At 65.6% G+C, this 15,014-nt stretch carries 18 protein-coding genes and 4 tRNA genes; 3 read left to right on the top strand and 19 right to left on the bottom strand.

The features are described 5' to 3' along the window. Window positions 1–2 precede the first annotated feature (2 nt). The 17 genes from NV1_RS26035 to NV1_RS25965 form a co-directional block, all read right to left on the bottom strand. Window positions 3–860 carry an MlaE family ABC transporter permease gene (locus NV1_RS26035; protein WP_067896657.1) on the bottom strand — a complete coding sequence of 286 codons (858 nt, stop codon included), beginning with the start codon at window positions 858–860 and terminating at the stop codon, window positions 3–5. A gap of 2 nt (window positions 861–862) precedes the next feature. After that, window positions 863–1,657, bottom strand: a complete 795-nt coding sequence (locus NV1_RS26030; protein ID WP_067896654.1) for an MlaE family ABC transporter permease — start codon at window positions 1,655–1,657, stop codon at window positions 863–865. A gap of 11 nt (window positions 1,658–1,668) precedes the next feature. Further along, entirely contained in the window at window positions 1,669–2,745 is a 1,077-nt protein-coding gene (locus NV1_RS26025) for an ABC transporter ATP-binding protein (protein ID WP_174557483.1), read from the bottom strand. A 318-nt stretch (window positions 2,746–3,063) separates the two neighbouring features. Next, window positions 3,064–3,450 carry a 50S ribosomal protein L7/L12 gene (gene rplL / locus NV1_RS26020; RefSeq protein WP_067896649.1) on the bottom strand — a complete coding sequence of 129 codons (387 nt, stop codon included), beginning with the start codon at window positions 3,448–3,450 and terminating at the stop codon, window positions 3,064–3,066. Window positions 3,451–3,527: 77 nt separating this feature from the next. Beyond that, window positions 3,528–4,088 (bottom strand): 50S ribosomal protein L10, encoded by a 561-nt coding sequence (rplJ, locus tag NV1_RS26015; protein ID WP_067896646.1) that lies wholly within the window; start codon window positions 4,086–4,088, stop codon window positions 3,528–3,530. 390 nt (window positions 4,089–4,478) lie between these two features. Then, the gene (locus tag NV1_RS46915) at window positions 4,479–4,703 is read right to left on the bottom strand and encodes a type II toxin-antitoxin system HicA family toxin (protein ID WP_084525780.1); all 225 of its coding nucleotides are present in this window, start codon (window positions 4,701–4,703) and stop codon (window positions 4,479–4,481) included. Between the two features lie 24 nt (window positions 4,704–4,727). Further along, window positions 4,728–4,937 (bottom strand): hypothetical protein, encoded by a 210-nt coding sequence (locus NV1_RS42425; protein WP_084525779.1) that lies wholly within the window; start codon window positions 4,935–4,937, stop codon window positions 4,728–4,730. 117 nt (window positions 4,938–5,054) lie between these two features. Continuing rightward, the gene (gene rplA, locus NV1_RS26010) at window positions 5,055–5,768 is read right to left on the bottom strand and encodes a 50S ribosomal protein L1 (RefSeq protein WP_067896642.1); all 714 of its coding nucleotides are present in this window, start codon (window positions 5,766–5,768) and stop codon (window positions 5,055–5,057) included. Between the two features lie 73 nt (window positions 5,769–5,841). Continuing rightward, entirely contained in the window at window positions 5,842–6,276 is a 435-nt protein-coding gene (gene rplK, locus NV1_RS26005; RefSeq protein WP_040828125.1) for a 50S ribosomal protein L11, read from the bottom strand. Between the two features lie 167 nt (window positions 6,277–6,443). Then, window positions 6,444–7,280 (bottom strand): transcription termination/antitermination protein NusG, encoded by an 837-nt coding sequence (gene nusG, locus NV1_RS26000; protein WP_084525778.1) that lies wholly within the window; start codon window positions 7,278–7,280, stop codon window positions 6,444–6,446. Window positions 7,281–7,324: 44 nt separating this feature from the next. After that, entirely contained in the window at window positions 7,325–7,702 is a 378-nt protein-coding gene (gene secE, locus NV1_RS25995; RefSeq protein WP_067896636.1) for a preprotein translocase subunit SecE, read from the bottom strand. 25 nt (window positions 7,703–7,727) lie between these two features. Next, window positions 7,728–7,800 (bottom strand) — tRNA-Trp (locus tag NV1_RS25990). A 239-nt stretch (window positions 7,801–8,039) separates the two neighbouring features. Next, window positions 8,040–9,098 carry a fused (3R)-hydroxyacyl-ACP dehydratase subunits HadA/HadB gene (locus NV1_RS25985; protein WP_067896633.1) on the bottom strand — a complete coding sequence of 353 codons (1,059 nt, stop codon included), beginning with the start codon at window positions 9,096–9,098 and terminating at the stop codon, window positions 8,040–8,042. Between the two features lie 202 nt (window positions 9,099–9,300). Further along, window positions 9,301–9,471, bottom strand: coding sequence for a 50S ribosomal protein L33 (rpmG, locus tag NV1_RS25980; RefSeq protein WP_011211653.1), 171 nt, complete (start codon window positions 9,469–9,471; stop codon window positions 9,301–9,303). A 45-nt stretch (window positions 9,472–9,516) separates the two neighbouring features. Then, a tRNA-Met gene (locus tag NV1_RS25975) sits at window positions 9,517–9,589 on the bottom strand. Between the two features lie 66 nt (window positions 9,590–9,655). Continuing rightward, window positions 9,656–9,728: transfer RNA gene (locus NV1_RS25970), tRNA-Thr, on the bottom strand. A gap of 259 nt (window positions 9,729–9,987) precedes the next feature. Beyond that, a tRNA-Tyr gene (locus NV1_RS25965) sits at window positions 9,988–10,068 on the bottom strand. 161 nt (window positions 10,069–10,229) lie between these two features. On the opposite strand from NV1_RS25965, the gene NV1_RS25960 reads away from it, so the two are divergent. Next, window positions 10,230–10,721, top strand: coding sequence for a YajQ family cyclic di-GMP-binding protein (locus tag NV1_RS25960; protein ID WP_067896630.1), 492 nt, complete (start codon window positions 10,230–10,232; stop codon window positions 10,719–10,721). 171 nt (window positions 10,722–10,892) lie between these two features. Here the strand turns inward: NV1_RS25960 and htpX are convergent, their stop codons facing one another. Beyond that, a complete protein-coding gene (gene htpX, locus NV1_RS25955; protein ID WP_067896627.1) occupies window positions 10,893–11,774 on the bottom strand; it encodes a zinc metalloprotease HtpX in 882 nt (293 codons plus the stop codon). Window positions 11,775–11,864: 90 nt separating this feature from the next. Next, entirely contained in the window at window positions 11,865–12,887 is a 1,023-nt protein-coding gene (locus NV1_RS25950) for a polyprenyl synthetase family protein (protein WP_067896660.1), read from the bottom strand. Window positions 12,888–13,068: 181 nt separating this feature from the next. Here NV1_RS25950 and NV1_RS25945 point away from each other — a divergent pair, with 181 nt between their 5' ends. Both NV1_RS25945 and NV1_RS25940 read left to right on the top strand, forming a co-directional pair. Continuing rightward, on the top strand, window positions 13,069–14,343 hold the full coding sequence (locus tag NV1_RS25945) for a geranylgeranyl reductase family protein (RefSeq protein ID WP_067896624.1): 1,275 nt from the start codon (window positions 13,069–13,071) through the stop codon (window positions 14,341–14,343). Window positions 14,344–14,364: 21 nt separating this feature from the next. Beyond that, on the top strand, window positions 14,365–14,790 hold the full coding sequence (locus NV1_RS25940; RefSeq protein ID WP_067896621.1) for a helix-turn-helix transcriptional regulator: 426 nt from the start codon (window positions 14,365–14,367) through the stop codon (window positions 14,788–14,790). Window positions 14,791–15,014: the final 224 nt, after the last annotated feature.

Genomic DNA, 15,014 nt, shown 5'->3' with positions numbered 1-15,014 from the left:
GCTCATCCGGCTACTCGCACTGTGGTCGTCGTCCCCCAGATCGCCAGGCTCAGAAAGAAATCGAGAATGTTGATCAACACGATCGAGGCGCGGACCGCACGGCCCACCGCCACGCCCACGCCCGCCGGACCGCCCGAGGCGTTGAATCCGTAGTAGCAGTGGATCAGGATGATCACGAAGGCGAATATCAGCACCTTGAGGAACGAATACAGCACGTCCTGCGGTGGCAGGAACAAATTGAAGTAGTGGTCGTAGGAGCCCGTGGACTGCCCCTCGAACCACACGCTGATCTGTCGCGAGGCCACGAATGTGCCCAGCAGACCGACGATGTAGAGCGGAATCACCGCCACGAATCCGGCGATCACGCGCGTGGTCACCAGGAAAGGCACGCCCGGCACCGCCATCACCTCGAGCGCGTCGATCTCCTCGGAGATCCGCATCGCACCCAATTGCGCGGTGAAACCACATCCGACCGTCGCGGACAAGGCCAGCGCCGCGACCAGCGGAGCGAGCTCGCGGGTGTTGATGTAGCCGGTGAGGAATCCGGTCAGGACCGAAGAGCCGAGGGCGTCGAGGGCTTTGAAGCCCTGCAGGCCGACCACGACACCGACCGAGGCCGACATCATCACGACCACGCCGATGGTTCCGCCGATGACCGCCAGTGCGCCCGAGCCGAAGGTCACCTCGGCCAGCAGCCGCATGACCTCCTTGCGGTAGTGCACGACGGTACGCGGAATCCAGGCAATTGCCTTGGAGTAGAACGACATCTGATCGCCGGCGCGATCGATGACATTGACGGGAGCCCGTAGGGCACCGCCGATCCGGCGCAAATTCTTGGTGGATCGCTGCGAAACAACCATGGTCAGGCGCCCTTGGCGGGAACGATCTGCAGGTACACCAACGTCAGCACGAGATTGACGAAGAAGAGCACCAGGAAGGTGATCACCACGGATTGGTTCACCGCGTCACCCACTCCTTTCGGTCCCCCCTTCGGATTCAGCCCCTTGTACGCGGCGATGACGCCCGCGAGAAGGCCGAACAACAGCGCCTTGATTTCGCCGATCCACAGGTCCGGCAACTGGGCCAGCGCCGAGAACGACGCCAGATACGCGCCCGGCGTACCGCCCTGCAACATCACGTTGAAGAAATAGCCGCCGCAGATGCCGACGACCGAAACCAGGCCGTTGAGCAGCAGGGCGACCAGCATCATGCCGAGCACTCGGGGAACCACCAGGCGCTGTACCGGGTCGATGCCCAGTACCTCCATGGCGTCGATCTCCTCGCGGATGGTCCGCGAGCCCAGATCCGCGGCGACGGCCGAACCCGCCGCACCGGCGATGATGAGCGCGGTGACGACGGGGGCGGCCTGTTGGACGGTGGCCAGCACACTGGTTGCGCCGGTGAAGGACTCGGCACCGAGTTGCTTGATCAGTGAACCGGTCTGCAACGCCACAACGGCACCGAACGGGATTGCCACCAGGGACGCGGGAAGAATCGACACACTCGCGATGAACCACGACTGTTCGATGAATTCGCGCCATTGGAACGGCCGGACGAATGTCTTACGCGCAACGCTGATGAGCAGCGCAAAGATATTGCCCGCCTGAGCAAAACCCGACTCGACCGGGGTGCGCAGCCGCGTCAGGGTTAGATTCACGGGAGCGTATGTTACCCGTTGGTTGGGTTGTGTCTAGCGGTGGCGTCGTACGCGTTGCCCGGGTATTCCTTTTGGTTACCCGTATAGGCCGGGAGAACTTGTGTATCGCCGTTCTCCTGCATCGATTCCTGGATCGCCACCTGGGCCTGATGCGGCAGGGTATGCATGATTTCCAGGACGCGGCGACGGCGGCGCTCCACGGCTTGACGCACCGGCATACCGGGCGTGGCCTTCATCTGCGGGATGATGCCCTCGACCTCTTCGGTGCCGTTGTCGTAGTGGCCGGCCTCCGCGAGCGCCTGCTCGCGAGCCATCTGTGCCTCGTCCTTCTCCTCGGACATACCGATCGGGCCGACCATGCGGCCGTTGAGGAACTGTTTCACCACCGGCTCCTCGGAGGTCAGCAGGACCTCACGCGGGCCGAACATGACCAACTGGCGGCGGAACAGCATGCCGATGTTGTCCGGCACCGTACGGGCCAGGTTGATGTTGTGCGTGACGATCAGGATCGTCGCGTCGATCTGCGCGTTGATATCGATCAGCAGCTGCGACAGGTAGGTGGTGCGGACCGGGTCCAGACCCGAGTCCGGCTCGTCCACGAGGATGATCTGCGGGTCCAGCACCAGCGCGCGGGCCAGGCCGGCGCGCTTGCGCATACCGCCGGAGATCTCGCCGGGCAGTTTGCCCTCGGCGCCGAGCAGACCGGTGAGCTCGAGCTTCTCCATGACGATCTTCTTGATCTCGGATTCGCTCTTCTTGGTGTGCTCACGCAGCGGGAACGCGGTGTTGTCGAACAGGTTCATCGACCCGAACAGCGCGCCGTCCTGGAACAGGACGCCGAACAGCTTGCGGATCTCGTACAGCTCCTTGTTGGAGCAGGTGGTGATGTCCGTACCGTCGATGAAGATCGAACCGCGCTCCGGGCGCAGCAGACCGATCAACGACTTCAGGAAGACGGACTTACCGGTACCGGAGGGGCCGAGCAGGGCGCTGACTTCCCCCGTGGGCAGAGTCAGGGTGACATCCTGCCAAATACGCTGAGAGCCGAAGGATTTGGTGACCCCTTCGGTCCGGACCTCGACGCCCACGCCTACCTCCACATATTTCTTTGCAACGAGCGATCCCGTGCCGTGTCACTGCTCGGCCGAAACCGCTCCAGCGCTGGGCCGGTAGAACACAGCACGATGTGACGCGTCACACTGGGTGCGGCCACTGTATCGCATGTAAACCGGCATTCCCATCCCTCCCTACCGGAGAGTAAGAAGCAATATGCTCCGGTTTATTACCGCCCACTTCCCCACCTGGGAAAACCCTCCCAAAGGTGAAAATCCTCTCCTTTTTCGGAAAGGCAAAGCGGGCGGCTCCCCGATGGGGAACCGCCCGCCCGTGTACGGCTGGAGCCGGAATTACTTGACCGAGACCTTCGCGCCGGCCTCTTCCAGCTTGGCCTTGGCGGCCTCGGCGGCCTCCTTGGCGACCTTCTCCAGGATCGGCTTCGGCGCGGACTCGACGAGGTCCTTGGCCTCCTTCAGGCCCAGGCCGGAGACGATCTCGCGCACGACCTTGATGACCTGGATCTTCTTGTCACCGGCGCCCTCGAGGACGACGTCGAACTCGTCCTGCTCCTCGGCGGCCTCGGCGGCACCGGCGCCGGGGGCACCGGCAACGGCGGCCACGGCGACCGGAGCAGCAGCGGTAACCTCGAACTTCTCCTCGAACTTCTTGACGAAGTCCGACAGCTCGAGCAGGGTCATGCCGCCGATGGTCTCCAGCAGCTCGTCAACGTTGGCCATGATGGCTTCCTTTCAGTGGGGTCATCCCCGCGCGAGCGGGAAAAGTATTGGGGGTATTGGGAATTCGGCGACCGGATTTATTCGGCGGCTTCGGCATCGGCGGCCGGAGCCGCTTCGCCACCGGCAGCACGCTGCTTTTCCTCGAGCGCGGCGAACAGGCGCGCGACCTGTCCGGCGGGCGCGGCGAACAGACCGGCTGCCTTGGTGAGGTTGCCCTTCATGGCACCGGCCAGCTTGGCCAGCAGCACCTCGCGGGACTCCAGGTCGGCGATCTTCTCGACCTCGGTCACGGACAGCGGCGCGCCGTCCATGTAGCCGCCCTTGATGACCAGCGCCTTGTTGTCCTTGGCGAAGGTCTTCAGCGCCTTGGCGGCGTCGACCGGCTCACCGTGGATGAAGGTGATCGCGGTCGGCCCGACGAACAGCTCGTCCAGGCCCTCGACGCCCGCGTCGGCGGCGGCGCGCTTGACGAGGGTGTTCTTGGCGACGGAGTACGTGGCGTTGTCGCCGAGGGCACGCCGCAGCTCGGTGAGCTTACCGACGGACAGGCCACGGTATTCCGTGATCACGGTGGCGGTCGCGTCCTGGAACTGCTTGGTGATCTCTTCGACCTGGTCGTGCTTCCACTGGATTGCCATACTTCGCCTCCTCTCAGGGGTATCGGTTCGTAATGAACGACCGAAGTCCGCTTGGGCCGGCGGGAGCGGCCAGGCCCGAAGGAGGCAGCTTGCGTAACCACATAGGGCCCCGCGGACGCCGCATCCCACACTGCGACAAAGCAAACGCCCCGGACGCAGAGCGTTCCGGGGCGCACAAGAAACATCGCGAATCGCTGGGACTCACGGCTTCCCGACCTCGGCTCTCCCTGCGTGGGCCGCCGGCAATATCGCCGGACCTTCAGCTGCCTGTGCTCATAAGAACACGGACAGCGACCAACGGTCTTCGGTAGAACGATTGGGGTGATCACTGAACTGGTCGGTGACTGTCAACCAGAATAGCAGAGACCTATCTATCAGCCAAAACGCAGACTAGAGGAGGTCGATAAGCTCATCGACCGACATCTGGGCGATGAGGGCGATACTTCGAAGAGTCCCTTTGGGCATATCTTTACCGCTATGCACAGGTACGGGCACGGATCGCCCGTCCGAATGCTTCATCAGATCGTGGCTGCCTTTGACTCTGTCGATCTTGAACCCCGCCCGCTCCAGGGCTCGGACAACCTTGATACCGCGAACAGATGGTGTCGGTGGCACCGGCGGAGTTTATCCGAATCCGATTCAGGCAACATCCAATTCGAGTGTCATCTCCGCTGGAGGCTCGATGTCTTCGAGGAGAAGCAACAAACCTGCACGAAGGTCGGTCAATGCCGCCTCGGGTGTCTCGCCATCTCCAACAGCGCCGACCCCAGGACGCAAAACCGCGCTTGCACACCAGACACCGTCTTCATCCTGTTCCAACACGTACGGAACATGCACAGTACGGCTCATACGACCAACGATAGCCGATGTTACGTTTCTCATTAAGGTTTTGCAGCTGTCCCCATTGGACCAACACGAACGGCCGGTACGGAAATCCGTACCGGCCGTTGATGATTCGGCGTGCGACTACGCGTCCTCTTCGGTTAGGTTGCGGGTGCGGTTCGGGTCCACCGGGATGCCCGGGCCGGTGTTCGTCGAAATCGTCACCTTCTTGACGTAGCGGCCCTTCGCGGTCGAGGGCTTCACACGCAGGATCTCCTCGAGCGCGGCGCCGTAGTTCTCCACCAGCTTGGCGTCGTCGAAGGACGCCTTGCCGATCACGAAGTGCAGGTTGGCCTGCTTGTCGACGCGGAAGTTGATCTTGCCGCCCTTGATGTCGTTGACGGCCTTGGTCACATCGGGGGTGACCGTGCCCGTCTTCGGGTTCGGCATCAGACCGCGGGGGCCCAGCACGCGTGCGATGCGGCCGACCTTCGCCATCTGGTCCGGGGTGGCGATCGCGGCGTCGAAGTCCAGCCAGCCGCCCTGGATGCGCTCGATCAGATCCTCGGCGCCCACGGCGTCCGCACCGGCGGCCTCGGCCTCGGCGGCCTTGTCGCCGACCGCGAACACGATGACGCGAGCGGTCTTACCGGTGCCGTGCGGCAGGTTCACGGTGCCGCGAACCATCTGGTCGGCCTTGCGCGGGTCCACACCCAGGCGCACGGCGACCTCGACGGTCGCGTCGGTCTTCTTGGTGGAGGTCTCCTTCGCCAGCCGCGCGGCGGTCAGCGGGGAGTACAGCTGAGAACGGTCGACCTTGGCCGCCGCCTCAAGATAAGCCTTGCTTCGTTTTGCCATGATTATCTGTCCTGTTCTGGAGTCAGAAGTGGTAGCGGGACTGGCCATCCCTCCCACTGCGCGAGAACCGCGACTAGTCCGAGACGGTGATCCCCATCGAACGGGCGGTGCCCGCGATGATCTTCGCCGCGGCGTCGATGTCGTTGGCGTTCAGGTCTTCCTGCTTGGTCTTGGCGATCTCGCGGATCTGGTCCATGGAGACCGTGGCGACCTTGTTGCGGTGCGGCTCGGGCGAACCCTTCTGCACACCGGCGGCCTTGAGCAGCAGCTTGGCGGCGGGCGGGGTCTTCAGCTTGAAGTCGAACGAGCGGTCCTCGTAGACCGTGATCTCGACCGGGATGACGTTGCCGCGCTGCGACTCGGTCGCGGCGTTGTACGCCTTGCAGAACTCCATGATGTTGACGCCGTGCTGACCCAGCGCGGGACCGACCGGCGGCGCGGGGTTCGCCGCACCGGCCTGGATCTGGAGCTTGATGAGCCCAGCGACCTTCTTCTTCTTGGGGGGCATCTTTCTTCCTTGGTTAGGTTTCCTTGACCCGGTTGTTACGGATTCCCGTAAGCCTTCTCCGGACGACGCCCCGGCAGAATCGACCGCACGACGAATACGGTCAGCCGAGGCGCAACCCGGCAAGTGTAGTCGAACGCCGTCGGGGCCCGAAATCGGCCCCGGTCGGCTCAGATCTTCGCGACCTGCGTGAACGCGAGTTCGACCGGGGTCTCGCGACCGAAGATCGACACCAGCACCTTGAGCTTCTGCTGTTCGGCGTTGACCTCGGAAATGCTGGCCGGGAGCGTGGCGAACGGGCCGTCCATCACGGTCACCGACTCGCCGACCTCGAAGTCGACCTCGATGGCCGGCTTGGTCAGCGGCTCGGCGGCGGCCTCGGTGCTGGCGGCAGCCGTGGCGGCGGGCTTCTTCTGCTGCTGGTCGGCGGGGACCAGGAACTTCACCACGTCGTTGATGGACAGCGGCGACGGACGCGAGGTGGCGCCGACGAATCCGGTGACACCCGGGGTGTTGCGCACCGCGCCCCACGACTCGTCGTTGAGATCCATCCGGACCAGGATGTAGCCGGGCAGCACCTTGCGCTGCACATTCTTGCGCTGACCGTTCTTGATCTCGGTGACCTGCTCGGTCGGCACCTCGACCTGGAAGATGTAGTCCTCGAGTCCGAGGTTCTGCACGCGGGTCTCGAGGTTGGCCTTGACCTTGTTCTCGTAACCGGCATAGGAGTGGATGACGTACCAGTCGCCGGGAGCGCGGCGCAGCGCGGCCTTCATCGCGGCGACGGGATCGACCTCGTCGTCGGCAGGCGCGTCGCCAGGGGCGGACTCCGCGATCGGCGCGGAATCCGCGGACTCCTCGACCTCCGGCGCGGCGCTCTCGTCTGCCACGTCGTCGACCGGGAATTCCTCGGTTGTGCCGTTCTCCGGGGTGCTCACTGGGCACTCGCTTCCTGTGTCGTCACTAACTTCCTCTGCGTTCCGGACGTCGATTCCGGCGGATGGCATCCAGCGCCCATCCGCGCGGAATGGTCACCGGCGCCGACGGCCAGCTAGCCGAACAGCCAGTTGACGCCCTTGATGAACGCCAGGTCCAACAGGGCGATGAACGCGACCGTGAAGATCACGAACACCAGGACCACGCTCGTATAGGTGACCATCTGTTTGCGGTTGGGCCAGATCACCTTGCGCAGTTCCTGAACAACCTCTTTCAGGAACTTCACCAGGCGCTTGAGGGGATTGCCCTTACCGCCGCCGGCCTTCTTCTTACCGGAAGGCTTGGACGTCTTGCGCGATCCCGCGTCGTCCCGCTCGATCGTCGCGATAGAACCCGTCTCGTGATCCGACGAACCGGAACGAGCTCGCCGAGACGACCGTTTGCCGGTCGGACGACTCACCGCGCGGGTGTCATCGTCATCGGACACGTCGATCCTCTCTCGTCGCTGGGCATCCTTGCAGGGGTGACAGGACTTGAACCTGCAACCTGCGGTTTTGGAGACCGCTGCTCTGCCAATTGAGCTACACCCCTTCGGCTGGACTTTGGATCCAGCACAGTGCTGTTCAGTTGTACTCGGGTAGTCACACAACACGCGCGCCACCCCTGCGGTGTTCCGGCACCGGCGGAAATCCGCCTGGAACCGGCCCCTTCGGAGCAGCGCGCAGCGGCTGGTGACCCCAGGTTCCCGAGTGTACGGTACGCCCCCCTCGCACCGCCAATCCGGGCCCGGCGGCCACTGAACCGCCGGGTCCGCGCCGCGTGCGCGGGACTCAGGCCAGTTGCACCGTGGCCGTCGCGCGACCGAAGATCTTGCGCCCGGCGGACTTGGCGACCATCGCGACGACCGCGGTGCGAGTCTCCGGGTCGACCGACTTCACCTTGCCGGTGTACTCGATCTCGGCGGGCTCGTCGGCCGCGACGTAGACCGGGCTGGTGAACCGGACGTTGTACTCCTTGACCGCGCCCGGATCGCCCAGCCAGGAGGTGACGAAGCCGCCGCCGAGGCCCATGGTGAGCATGCCGTGCGCGACCACGTTGTCCAGGCCGGCGAGCTTGACCATCTCGTCGCTCCAGTGGATCGGGTTCGCATCGCCCGAGACGCCGGCGTAGTTGACCAGATCGCCGCGGGTGAGCCGGACCACGCGTGCGGGCAGTTCGTCACCGGCGCTGACGTCCTCGAAACGCACCGCATGCGTGCTGACCGGCAATTCGGGCACGGTGGCGACCGGCACGGGCGGTTCGGTGACCGGCGGCGTGGTACGCGGGCGGTGTCCGGGGGCCTCGCCGATCCCGTGCATCAGCACATTGCGCACGGCCTCGGAGATGTTCGGGTCGACGTCGCCGCCGCTGCGGCCGACCAGGGTGGTGTACGTGGTGAGCACCAATTCGTCCCGCGAGGTGACGATGTTCTTCGTCACGATGATGTCGCCGCCGAACGCCTGCCGGAACGAGTGCAGATACACGTCGCAGACCAGCTGATCGCCGACCTCGATCGGCCGGTGGAATTCCAGGATCTGATCCGTCTGCATGATCTGACTCAGGTCGTAGCCCGTGACGACCTGCTCGAACAGCTTGCGCTGAGCCAGGATGCCGACCAGCGAGATGAAGGTCACCGGGGCCACGAGACCGTCGTAGCCGTATTCCCGGGCGACGTCCTCGTCCCAATGCACCGGGTGGTAGTCCTGCACCGCGCGCGCGTACTCGCGCACCTTCTCGCGGCCGACCTCGTAGAAGTCGTCGACGCGGTAGTGATGGCCGACCATGTCACGCGCGTGCGCGGCCGCGTCGAACCCGGTTCCGGTATCGCTGGTCGCGGCTTGTGTAGTCACGGAAGAACGTCCCTATCTGACCCCGCTACGGGATCTGCCGAAGCACACACTGCCGCGGATACACCAAATGCCGGAGCGGGTTGACACCCTGCTCCGGCACTGAAGGCTGACTCGAGTTGCGACACGCGCGGGACCTGGCAGCTACGCAAGCTTCCGCCTCGATCTCACCGACGTCGCGTGCGGCAGTGGCACACGTGGAGTACTAGCGAGATTCGCGGTGAGCCCGGTGGGTGCCGCAGTTCGGGCAGAACTTCTTCAGCTCCAGCCGATCCGGGTCGTTGCGCCGGTTCTTCTTGGTGATGTAGTTGCGGTGCTTGCACTGCTCGCAGGCCAAGGTGATCTTTGGCCGGACATCGGTGGACTTCGCGGCCACGATATGCCTTCTTTCGGGTCTACCTGACGGAGGTATCGGTCTTTGTAGCGATGGCCGGACTTGAACCGGCGACACAACGATTATGAGTCGTTTGCTCTACCGACTGAGCTACACCGCCATAAGGCTCGGCTTGCGATGGTGCCTGGCCCTGGAGATGCCGTCGGTCACCACCGGCAATCCGGCGAGCCCCCTAACGGAATCGAACCGTTGACCTTTTCCTTACCATGGAAACGCTCTGCCGACTGAGCTAAGGGGGCATGACTACCCGCGCTCCCGGTGACGATCGCTCGCACCCGGGGCGCCGAAGCCTTGAACGAGGTTACACACTACACCGAAGACTTACCAAACCGGCAGTTCAGAGCCAATTTTTCAAACTCGAAACGGCACCGATGAATGCAGACGCCGCCGGCTTGTAAGAGAGGGCCGGGGCGAAGCCCTCCGGCGTGGGGCCGCGACCCCCATATCACCCGTGAATACGAACAGGGCCCTCCCCGATCGGGGAGGGCCCTGAGAGAGTGGCGGATGAAGGATTCGAACCTCCGAAGCTTGCGCGGCTGATTTACAGTCAGCTCCCTTTGGCCGCTCGGGCAATCCGCCAAACACGCTGGGTGAGCGCGCAGAGCAGAATACAACGATCAGGGCCCCTGGATGCAAACCGGCAGGCCAGCGGGGGTAGCGTCGGGCCCTCGGCGGCTAGTGGCGGGGCGGTACCCGCGACGCTAGCGTCGAAGCCGGAATTCCCGAGACAGGAGCGCAGTGTGGCCGATTCGTCATTCGATGTCGTCAGCAAGGTCGACCGGCAGGAGGTCGACAACGCCCTCAACCAGACGGTCAAAGAGCTCTCGACCCGATACGACTTCCGCGGCACCGGCGCGAGCATCGAATGGTCCGGTGAGGAGAAGATCGTGCTGTCCGCCGAGTCCGAGGACCGGGTCAAGGCCGCGCTGGACGTGTTCAAGGAGAAGCTGATCCGCCGCGACATCTCGCTCAAGGCGTTCGACGCCGGTGAGCCGCAGGCGTCCGGAAAGGTGTACAAGATCACAGGAACCCTGGTTCAGGGCATCTCCACCGAGAATGCGAAGAAGATCGCCAAGAAGATCCGCGACGAGGGCCCCAAGGGCGTGAAGGCCCAGATCCAGGGCGACGAGCTGCGGGTCAGCAGCAAGAAGCGGGACGATCTGCAGGCCGTCATCGCCCTGCTCAAGGGCGGCGACTTCGATCTGGCGCTGCAGTTCGTCAACTACCGGTAGGCCGCCCCGCCTCGCTCCCCCGCCTCCCCGCGATTTCAGCGTGCCGTCGGGTGCCACGAGACTTGCGCGTCGGGCCGGCGGTTGGGAGGGTTCTCGGCTTCTGGGCGTGCCCGGCGAGTTACCCATGTACCCACGAAATCAGTCGGCACCTGCGCGTTCATGCCGATGCTGTCAGTAGCGGCGCGGACCGCCCGCCATGTGCTCGAGGCGGGCGATTCGCTCGGCCATGGGCGGGTGGGTGGAGAACCAGCGGGCCATGCGGTCGCCGGCCCGGAAGGGGTTGGCGATCATCAGGTGGGATTGGGCGGTCAGCTTCGGGTCCGGCGGGAGCGGGGCGGCCGCCACACCGCGTTCGAGTTTGCGCAGGGCCGAGGCCAGGGCCAGTGGGTCGCCGGTGAGCTGGGCGCCGTCCTGGTCGGCCTGGTACTCCCGCGACCGCGACACGGCCAGTTTGACCAGCGTGGCCGCGATCGGGCCGAGTAGCGAAACCAGAAGTACGCCAAGGATATTCGGCCCCTCGCCATCACGGTTGCCGCCACCGCCGAGGCCCGCGAAGAAGGCCAGATTGGCCAGGCCGGAGATCACCGCGGCCAGCGCGCCCGCCACCGAGGAAATCAGGATGTCGCGGTTGTAGACGTGTGAGAGTTCGTGGCCCAGGACCGAGCGCAACTCGCGTTCGTCGAGCAGTTGCAGGATGCCGCTGGTGCAGCACACCGCGGCGTGCCGGGGGTTGCGGCCGGTGGCGAAGGCATTGGGCGCGGCCGTGGGGCTGATGTACAGCCGCGGCATGGGCTGACGCGCCGCGGTCGCCAGCTCGCGCACGATCCGGTAGATCACCGGGGCCTCGAGTTCGGAGACCGGCTGTGCGTGCATCGCCCGCAGCGCCAGCCGATCACTGTTGAAGTAGGCGTAGGCGTTCATGCCCACGGCCAGCAGAATGGCGATCACCAGGATCGTGGGGTTACGGAACAGCGCACCGATGAACACGATCAACGCCGACATGCCGACCATCAGCCCGAACGTCTTCAGCCCGTTGGCATACCCGCCGTGCATGATCGGACCTCCATTTCAGCACCCCGTGATCGATTATCTGTTACACCAGGTCAACGAGGGAGGTCCCACCCCGAGTTCCGCAGCCCGGAATTACACCGACCGTTCGATGGTGTAGCGGACCAGGTGTTCGAGCGCGGCGTTGGCAGGGCCGGCGGGGAGGGCGGAGAGTTCGGCGTGGGCGAGGTCGGCGTAGCCCTGCAGCTTCTCCTTGGCCAGGACCATGCCCCGGGAGCGGGACAGCAGGTCCAGGGCCTCGGCGACCTCGTCGTCGGTCTCCAGGGGGCGGGCCAGGAGGGTGCGCAGGCGGTCGCCCTCTGCGCCCTCGTCGCGCAGCGCGTACAGCACGGGCAGGGTGTGCACCCCCTCGCGCAGGTCGGTGCCGGGCGTCTTCCCGGACTGTTCCGAGGCCGAGGAGATGTCGATGATGTCGTCGGAGATCTGGAAGGCGGTGCCCACCAGGTCACCGAGCCGGGCCAGGCGCTCGACGTGATCGCGATCCGCGCCGGAGAAGGTGCCGCCGAAACGCCCCGAGGCGGCGATCAGCGATCCGGTCTTCTCCCACACCACGCGCAGGTAGTGTTCGACCGGGTCCTGGGATTGCTTGGCGCCCAACGTCTCTCGCATCTGCCCGGTAACCAGCTCGGCGAAGGTCTCGGCGATGATCCGCACCGCGTCGGGGCCGAGGGTGGAGACCAGCCGCGAGGCGTGGGCGAACAGATAGTCGCCGGACAGGATGGCCACACTGTTGCCCCAGCGCGAGTTCACGCTCGGCGCGCCGCGGCGCATCGGGGCCTCGTCCATGACGTCGTCGTGGTAGAGCGTGGCCAGATGCACGAGTTCGATCACGGTGCCGGCGGTGATCAGATCCGGATCGGTCGGGCGCGGGCCGAGCTGTCCGGTCAGGATGGTGAACAGCGGCCGGAACCGCTTACCGCCCGCGCGAGCCAGGTGCAGCGCCGCCTCCTGCAGGAATTCCTCCCCGTCGGACAGCTCGGCGATCAGCAGTTTCTCGACCTCGACCAGACCGTTGCGCACGGTCGACGCGAGCTCGTGGTCGCCGAGGTCGACCCCGGCCACCACCGTGCTCTCATCACTGATCGCCGATGCACTCATGTCGTCTCCCAATGCCGCGTCCGTCCCCACGCCCCACAACCTAGCGTGTCGGGTCCCGGGGCCCCGTGAACACCATCCCAACATCGCCATTGTGGGACGAATCCGGCACCGGCGCAGCCTCCGCACGTCACCCGCACCGCCGCGTCGACACCCTTCGCGCAGCCCTGCGAGGATGGGGTGCATGGGTTCACCGGATGCCACCATCGGGAGCGAGCGCGAGCCGCACGCGCTGCCGGCACATGCCGACGTGCTGGTCGTGGGCGCGGGACCGGCGGGGTCGGCAGCGGCGGCCTGGGCCGCCCGCGCCGGGCGCGACGTGCTGCTCACCGATGCCGCGGTCTTCCCGCGCGACAAGACCTGCGGTGATGGGCTGACCCCGCGCGCCACCGCGGAGATGGAAAATCTGGGGCTGGGCGAATGGTTGCGGGCGCATACGGTCAACCGCGGCTTGCGGATGGGCGGGTTCGGCCGCGAGGCGTTGCTGCCGTGGCCGGGCGGTTCGTTCCCCGCCTACGGAAGTGCCGTTCCCCGACTCGAACTCGACGACAAATTGCGCGAGACCGCGGTCAAGTGGGGTGCGCGGATGGTCGACGGGGCCCGGGTCGTCGAGGTCTCGCGCGACGGCGACCGGGTCACCGGCGTCAGCGTGCGCACCGACACCGGTGTGCGGGAAATCACCTGCCGGACATTGATCGTCGCCGACGGCGTGCGATCACCGGTGGGCAAGATGCTCGGGCGCACCTGGCATCGCCGATTCGCCTACGGGGTGGCCGCGCGCGCCTACATCCGCTCCGCGCGCAGCGAGGACGAGTGGATCACCTCACATCTGGAGTTGCGTGATGCCGACGGGACGCTGGTGCCCGGGTACGGCTGGGTGTTCCCGTTGGGCAACGGCGAGGTGAACATCGGCGTCGGCTCGCTGGCCACCGAACGCCGACCCTCCCACATCTCCCTGAAACCCCTCCTGCAGCACTACGTTTCGCTGCGCCGGGAGGAGTGGGAATTCGACGGCGAGGCTCGCGCGGTCGCCTCCGCGCTGCTGCCGATGGGCGGCGCGGTCTCCGGTGTGAGCGGACGCAACTGGGCGCTGCTGGGCGATGCGGCGGGCTGCGTGAATCCGCTCAACGGCGAGGGTATCGACTACGGCCTCGAGGGCGGACATCTGCTGGCCGGACTACTCGACGAACCGGATCTGTCCACGCTGTGGCCGGATCTGCTGCGAGCCCGCTACGGCCGCACCTTCTCGGTCGCGCGCCGGATCGCGGCGCTGGCCACCCATCCGCGCATGGTGCCGACCGGCGGGCCGCCGATGATGCGTTCGAAGTTGTTGCAGCACACCGCCGTCCGGGTGATGGGCAATCTGGTCACCGAGGAGGACGCGGACCTGACCGCCCGGCTGTGGCGCACCGCGGGCCGCGCCTCCATGCGATTCGACGACCTGACCCCGTTCAGCTGATATCGGCGCCGAGGAGACGGTATGGCCCAGATCCCGCCGCGACCGGTCCCCGCGGACCTGCTCCCCCACCTGCGCCGAGCACGCGACCTGGCCGACCGGCACTATGCCGAACCACTGGACCTGGACGGCCTGGCCGCCGCGGCCGGGGTCTCGAAGTACCATTTCCTGCGGTGTTTCGCCGCGACCTACGGCAAGACCCCGGCCCTGTACCTGACCGAGCGCCGCATCGAGCGCGCCCAGGATCTGCTGCGTGCGACCAACGTCACCGTCACCGAGGCGTGCATGCTCGTCGGTTACAGCAGCCTCGGCTCGTTCAGCCGCAAATTCACCGATCTGGTCGGCATGTCCCCCTCCGCCTACCAGGCGAAATTCGCCGCGGAGGGCGCGCCCCACATCCCAGGCTGCTACATCTTCATGCACGGCCTTTCCGACCGGAAGCACAACTGAAGCACGGGCACCCCGGACGAAACACCGCCCAGCGGCGAAACGTCTCCGTCCGGCTGGAAGCCGCTCGCGAAGCGAAAGGCTAGGCAACACCAGCCCAAAGGTTCCGGCGCACACCCATCGCACCCCACCGAAGCGAAGCGAGAAGCCAACGCGCCCAGCGGCGAAGCGTCTCCGTCCCGCTGGTAGTCGCCCGCGAAGCGAAAGGCTGAGCAACACCAGCCCCG

The sequence above is a fragment of the Nocardia vaccinii NBRC 15922 genome (assembly GCF_001613305.1).
GTDB classification, from domain to species: domain Bacteria; phylum Actinomycetota; class Actinomycetes; order Mycobacteriales; family Mycobacteriaceae; genus Nocardia; species Nocardia vaccinii.
The sequence above is the reverse complement of the archived record's forward strand: the minus strand, read 5'-3'. Positions and strand labels throughout refer to the sequence as shown.

Excerpts from the sequence above, each read along its gene's own strand:
- NV1_RS42425 (WP_084525779.1), bottom strand. The coding sequence starts at position 4,937 with ATGAGCCGTACTGTGCATGTTCCGTACGTGTTGGAACAGGATGAAGAC.
- NV1_RS25950 (WP_067896660.1), bottom strand. The coding sequence starts at position 12,887 with ATGAGTGCATCGGCGATCAGTGATGAGAGCACGGTGGTGGCCGGGGTC.
- NV1_RS25945 (WP_067896624.1), top strand. The coding sequence starts at position 13,069 with ATGGGTTCACCGGATGCCACCATCGGGAGCGAGCGCGAGCCGCACGCG.
- NV1_RS26035 (WP_067896657.1), bottom strand. The coding sequence starts at position 860 with ATGGTTGTTTCGCAGCGATCCACCAAGAATTTGCGCCGGATCGGCGGT.
- htpX (WP_067896627.1), bottom strand. The coding sequence starts at position 11,774 with ATGCACGGCGGGTATGCCAACGGGCTGAAGACGTTCGGGCTGATGGTC.
- rplA (WP_067896642.1), bottom strand. The coding sequence starts at position 5,768 with ATGGCAAAACGAAGCAAGGCTTATCTTGAGGCGGCGGCCAAGGTCGAC.
- NV1_RS25940 (WP_067896621.1), top strand. The coding sequence starts at position 14,365 with ATGGCCCAGATCCCGCCGCGACCGGTCCCCGCGGACCTGCTCCCCCAC.
- rplK (WP_040828125.1), bottom strand. The coding sequence starts at position 6,276 with ATGCCCCCCAAGAAGAAGAAGGTCGCTGGGCTCATCAAGCTCCAGATC.
- nusG (WP_084525778.1), bottom strand. The coding sequence starts at position 7,280 with ATGCCATCCGCCGGAATCGACGTCCGGAACGCAGAGGAAGTTAGTGAC.
- rplL (WP_067896649.1), bottom strand. The coding sequence starts at position 3,450 with ATGGCCAACGTTGACGAGCTGCTGGAGACCATCGGCGGCATGACCCTG.
- rplJ (WP_067896646.1), bottom strand. The coding sequence starts at position 4,088 with ATGGCAATCCAGTGGAAGCACGACCAGGTCGAAGAGATCACCAAGCAG.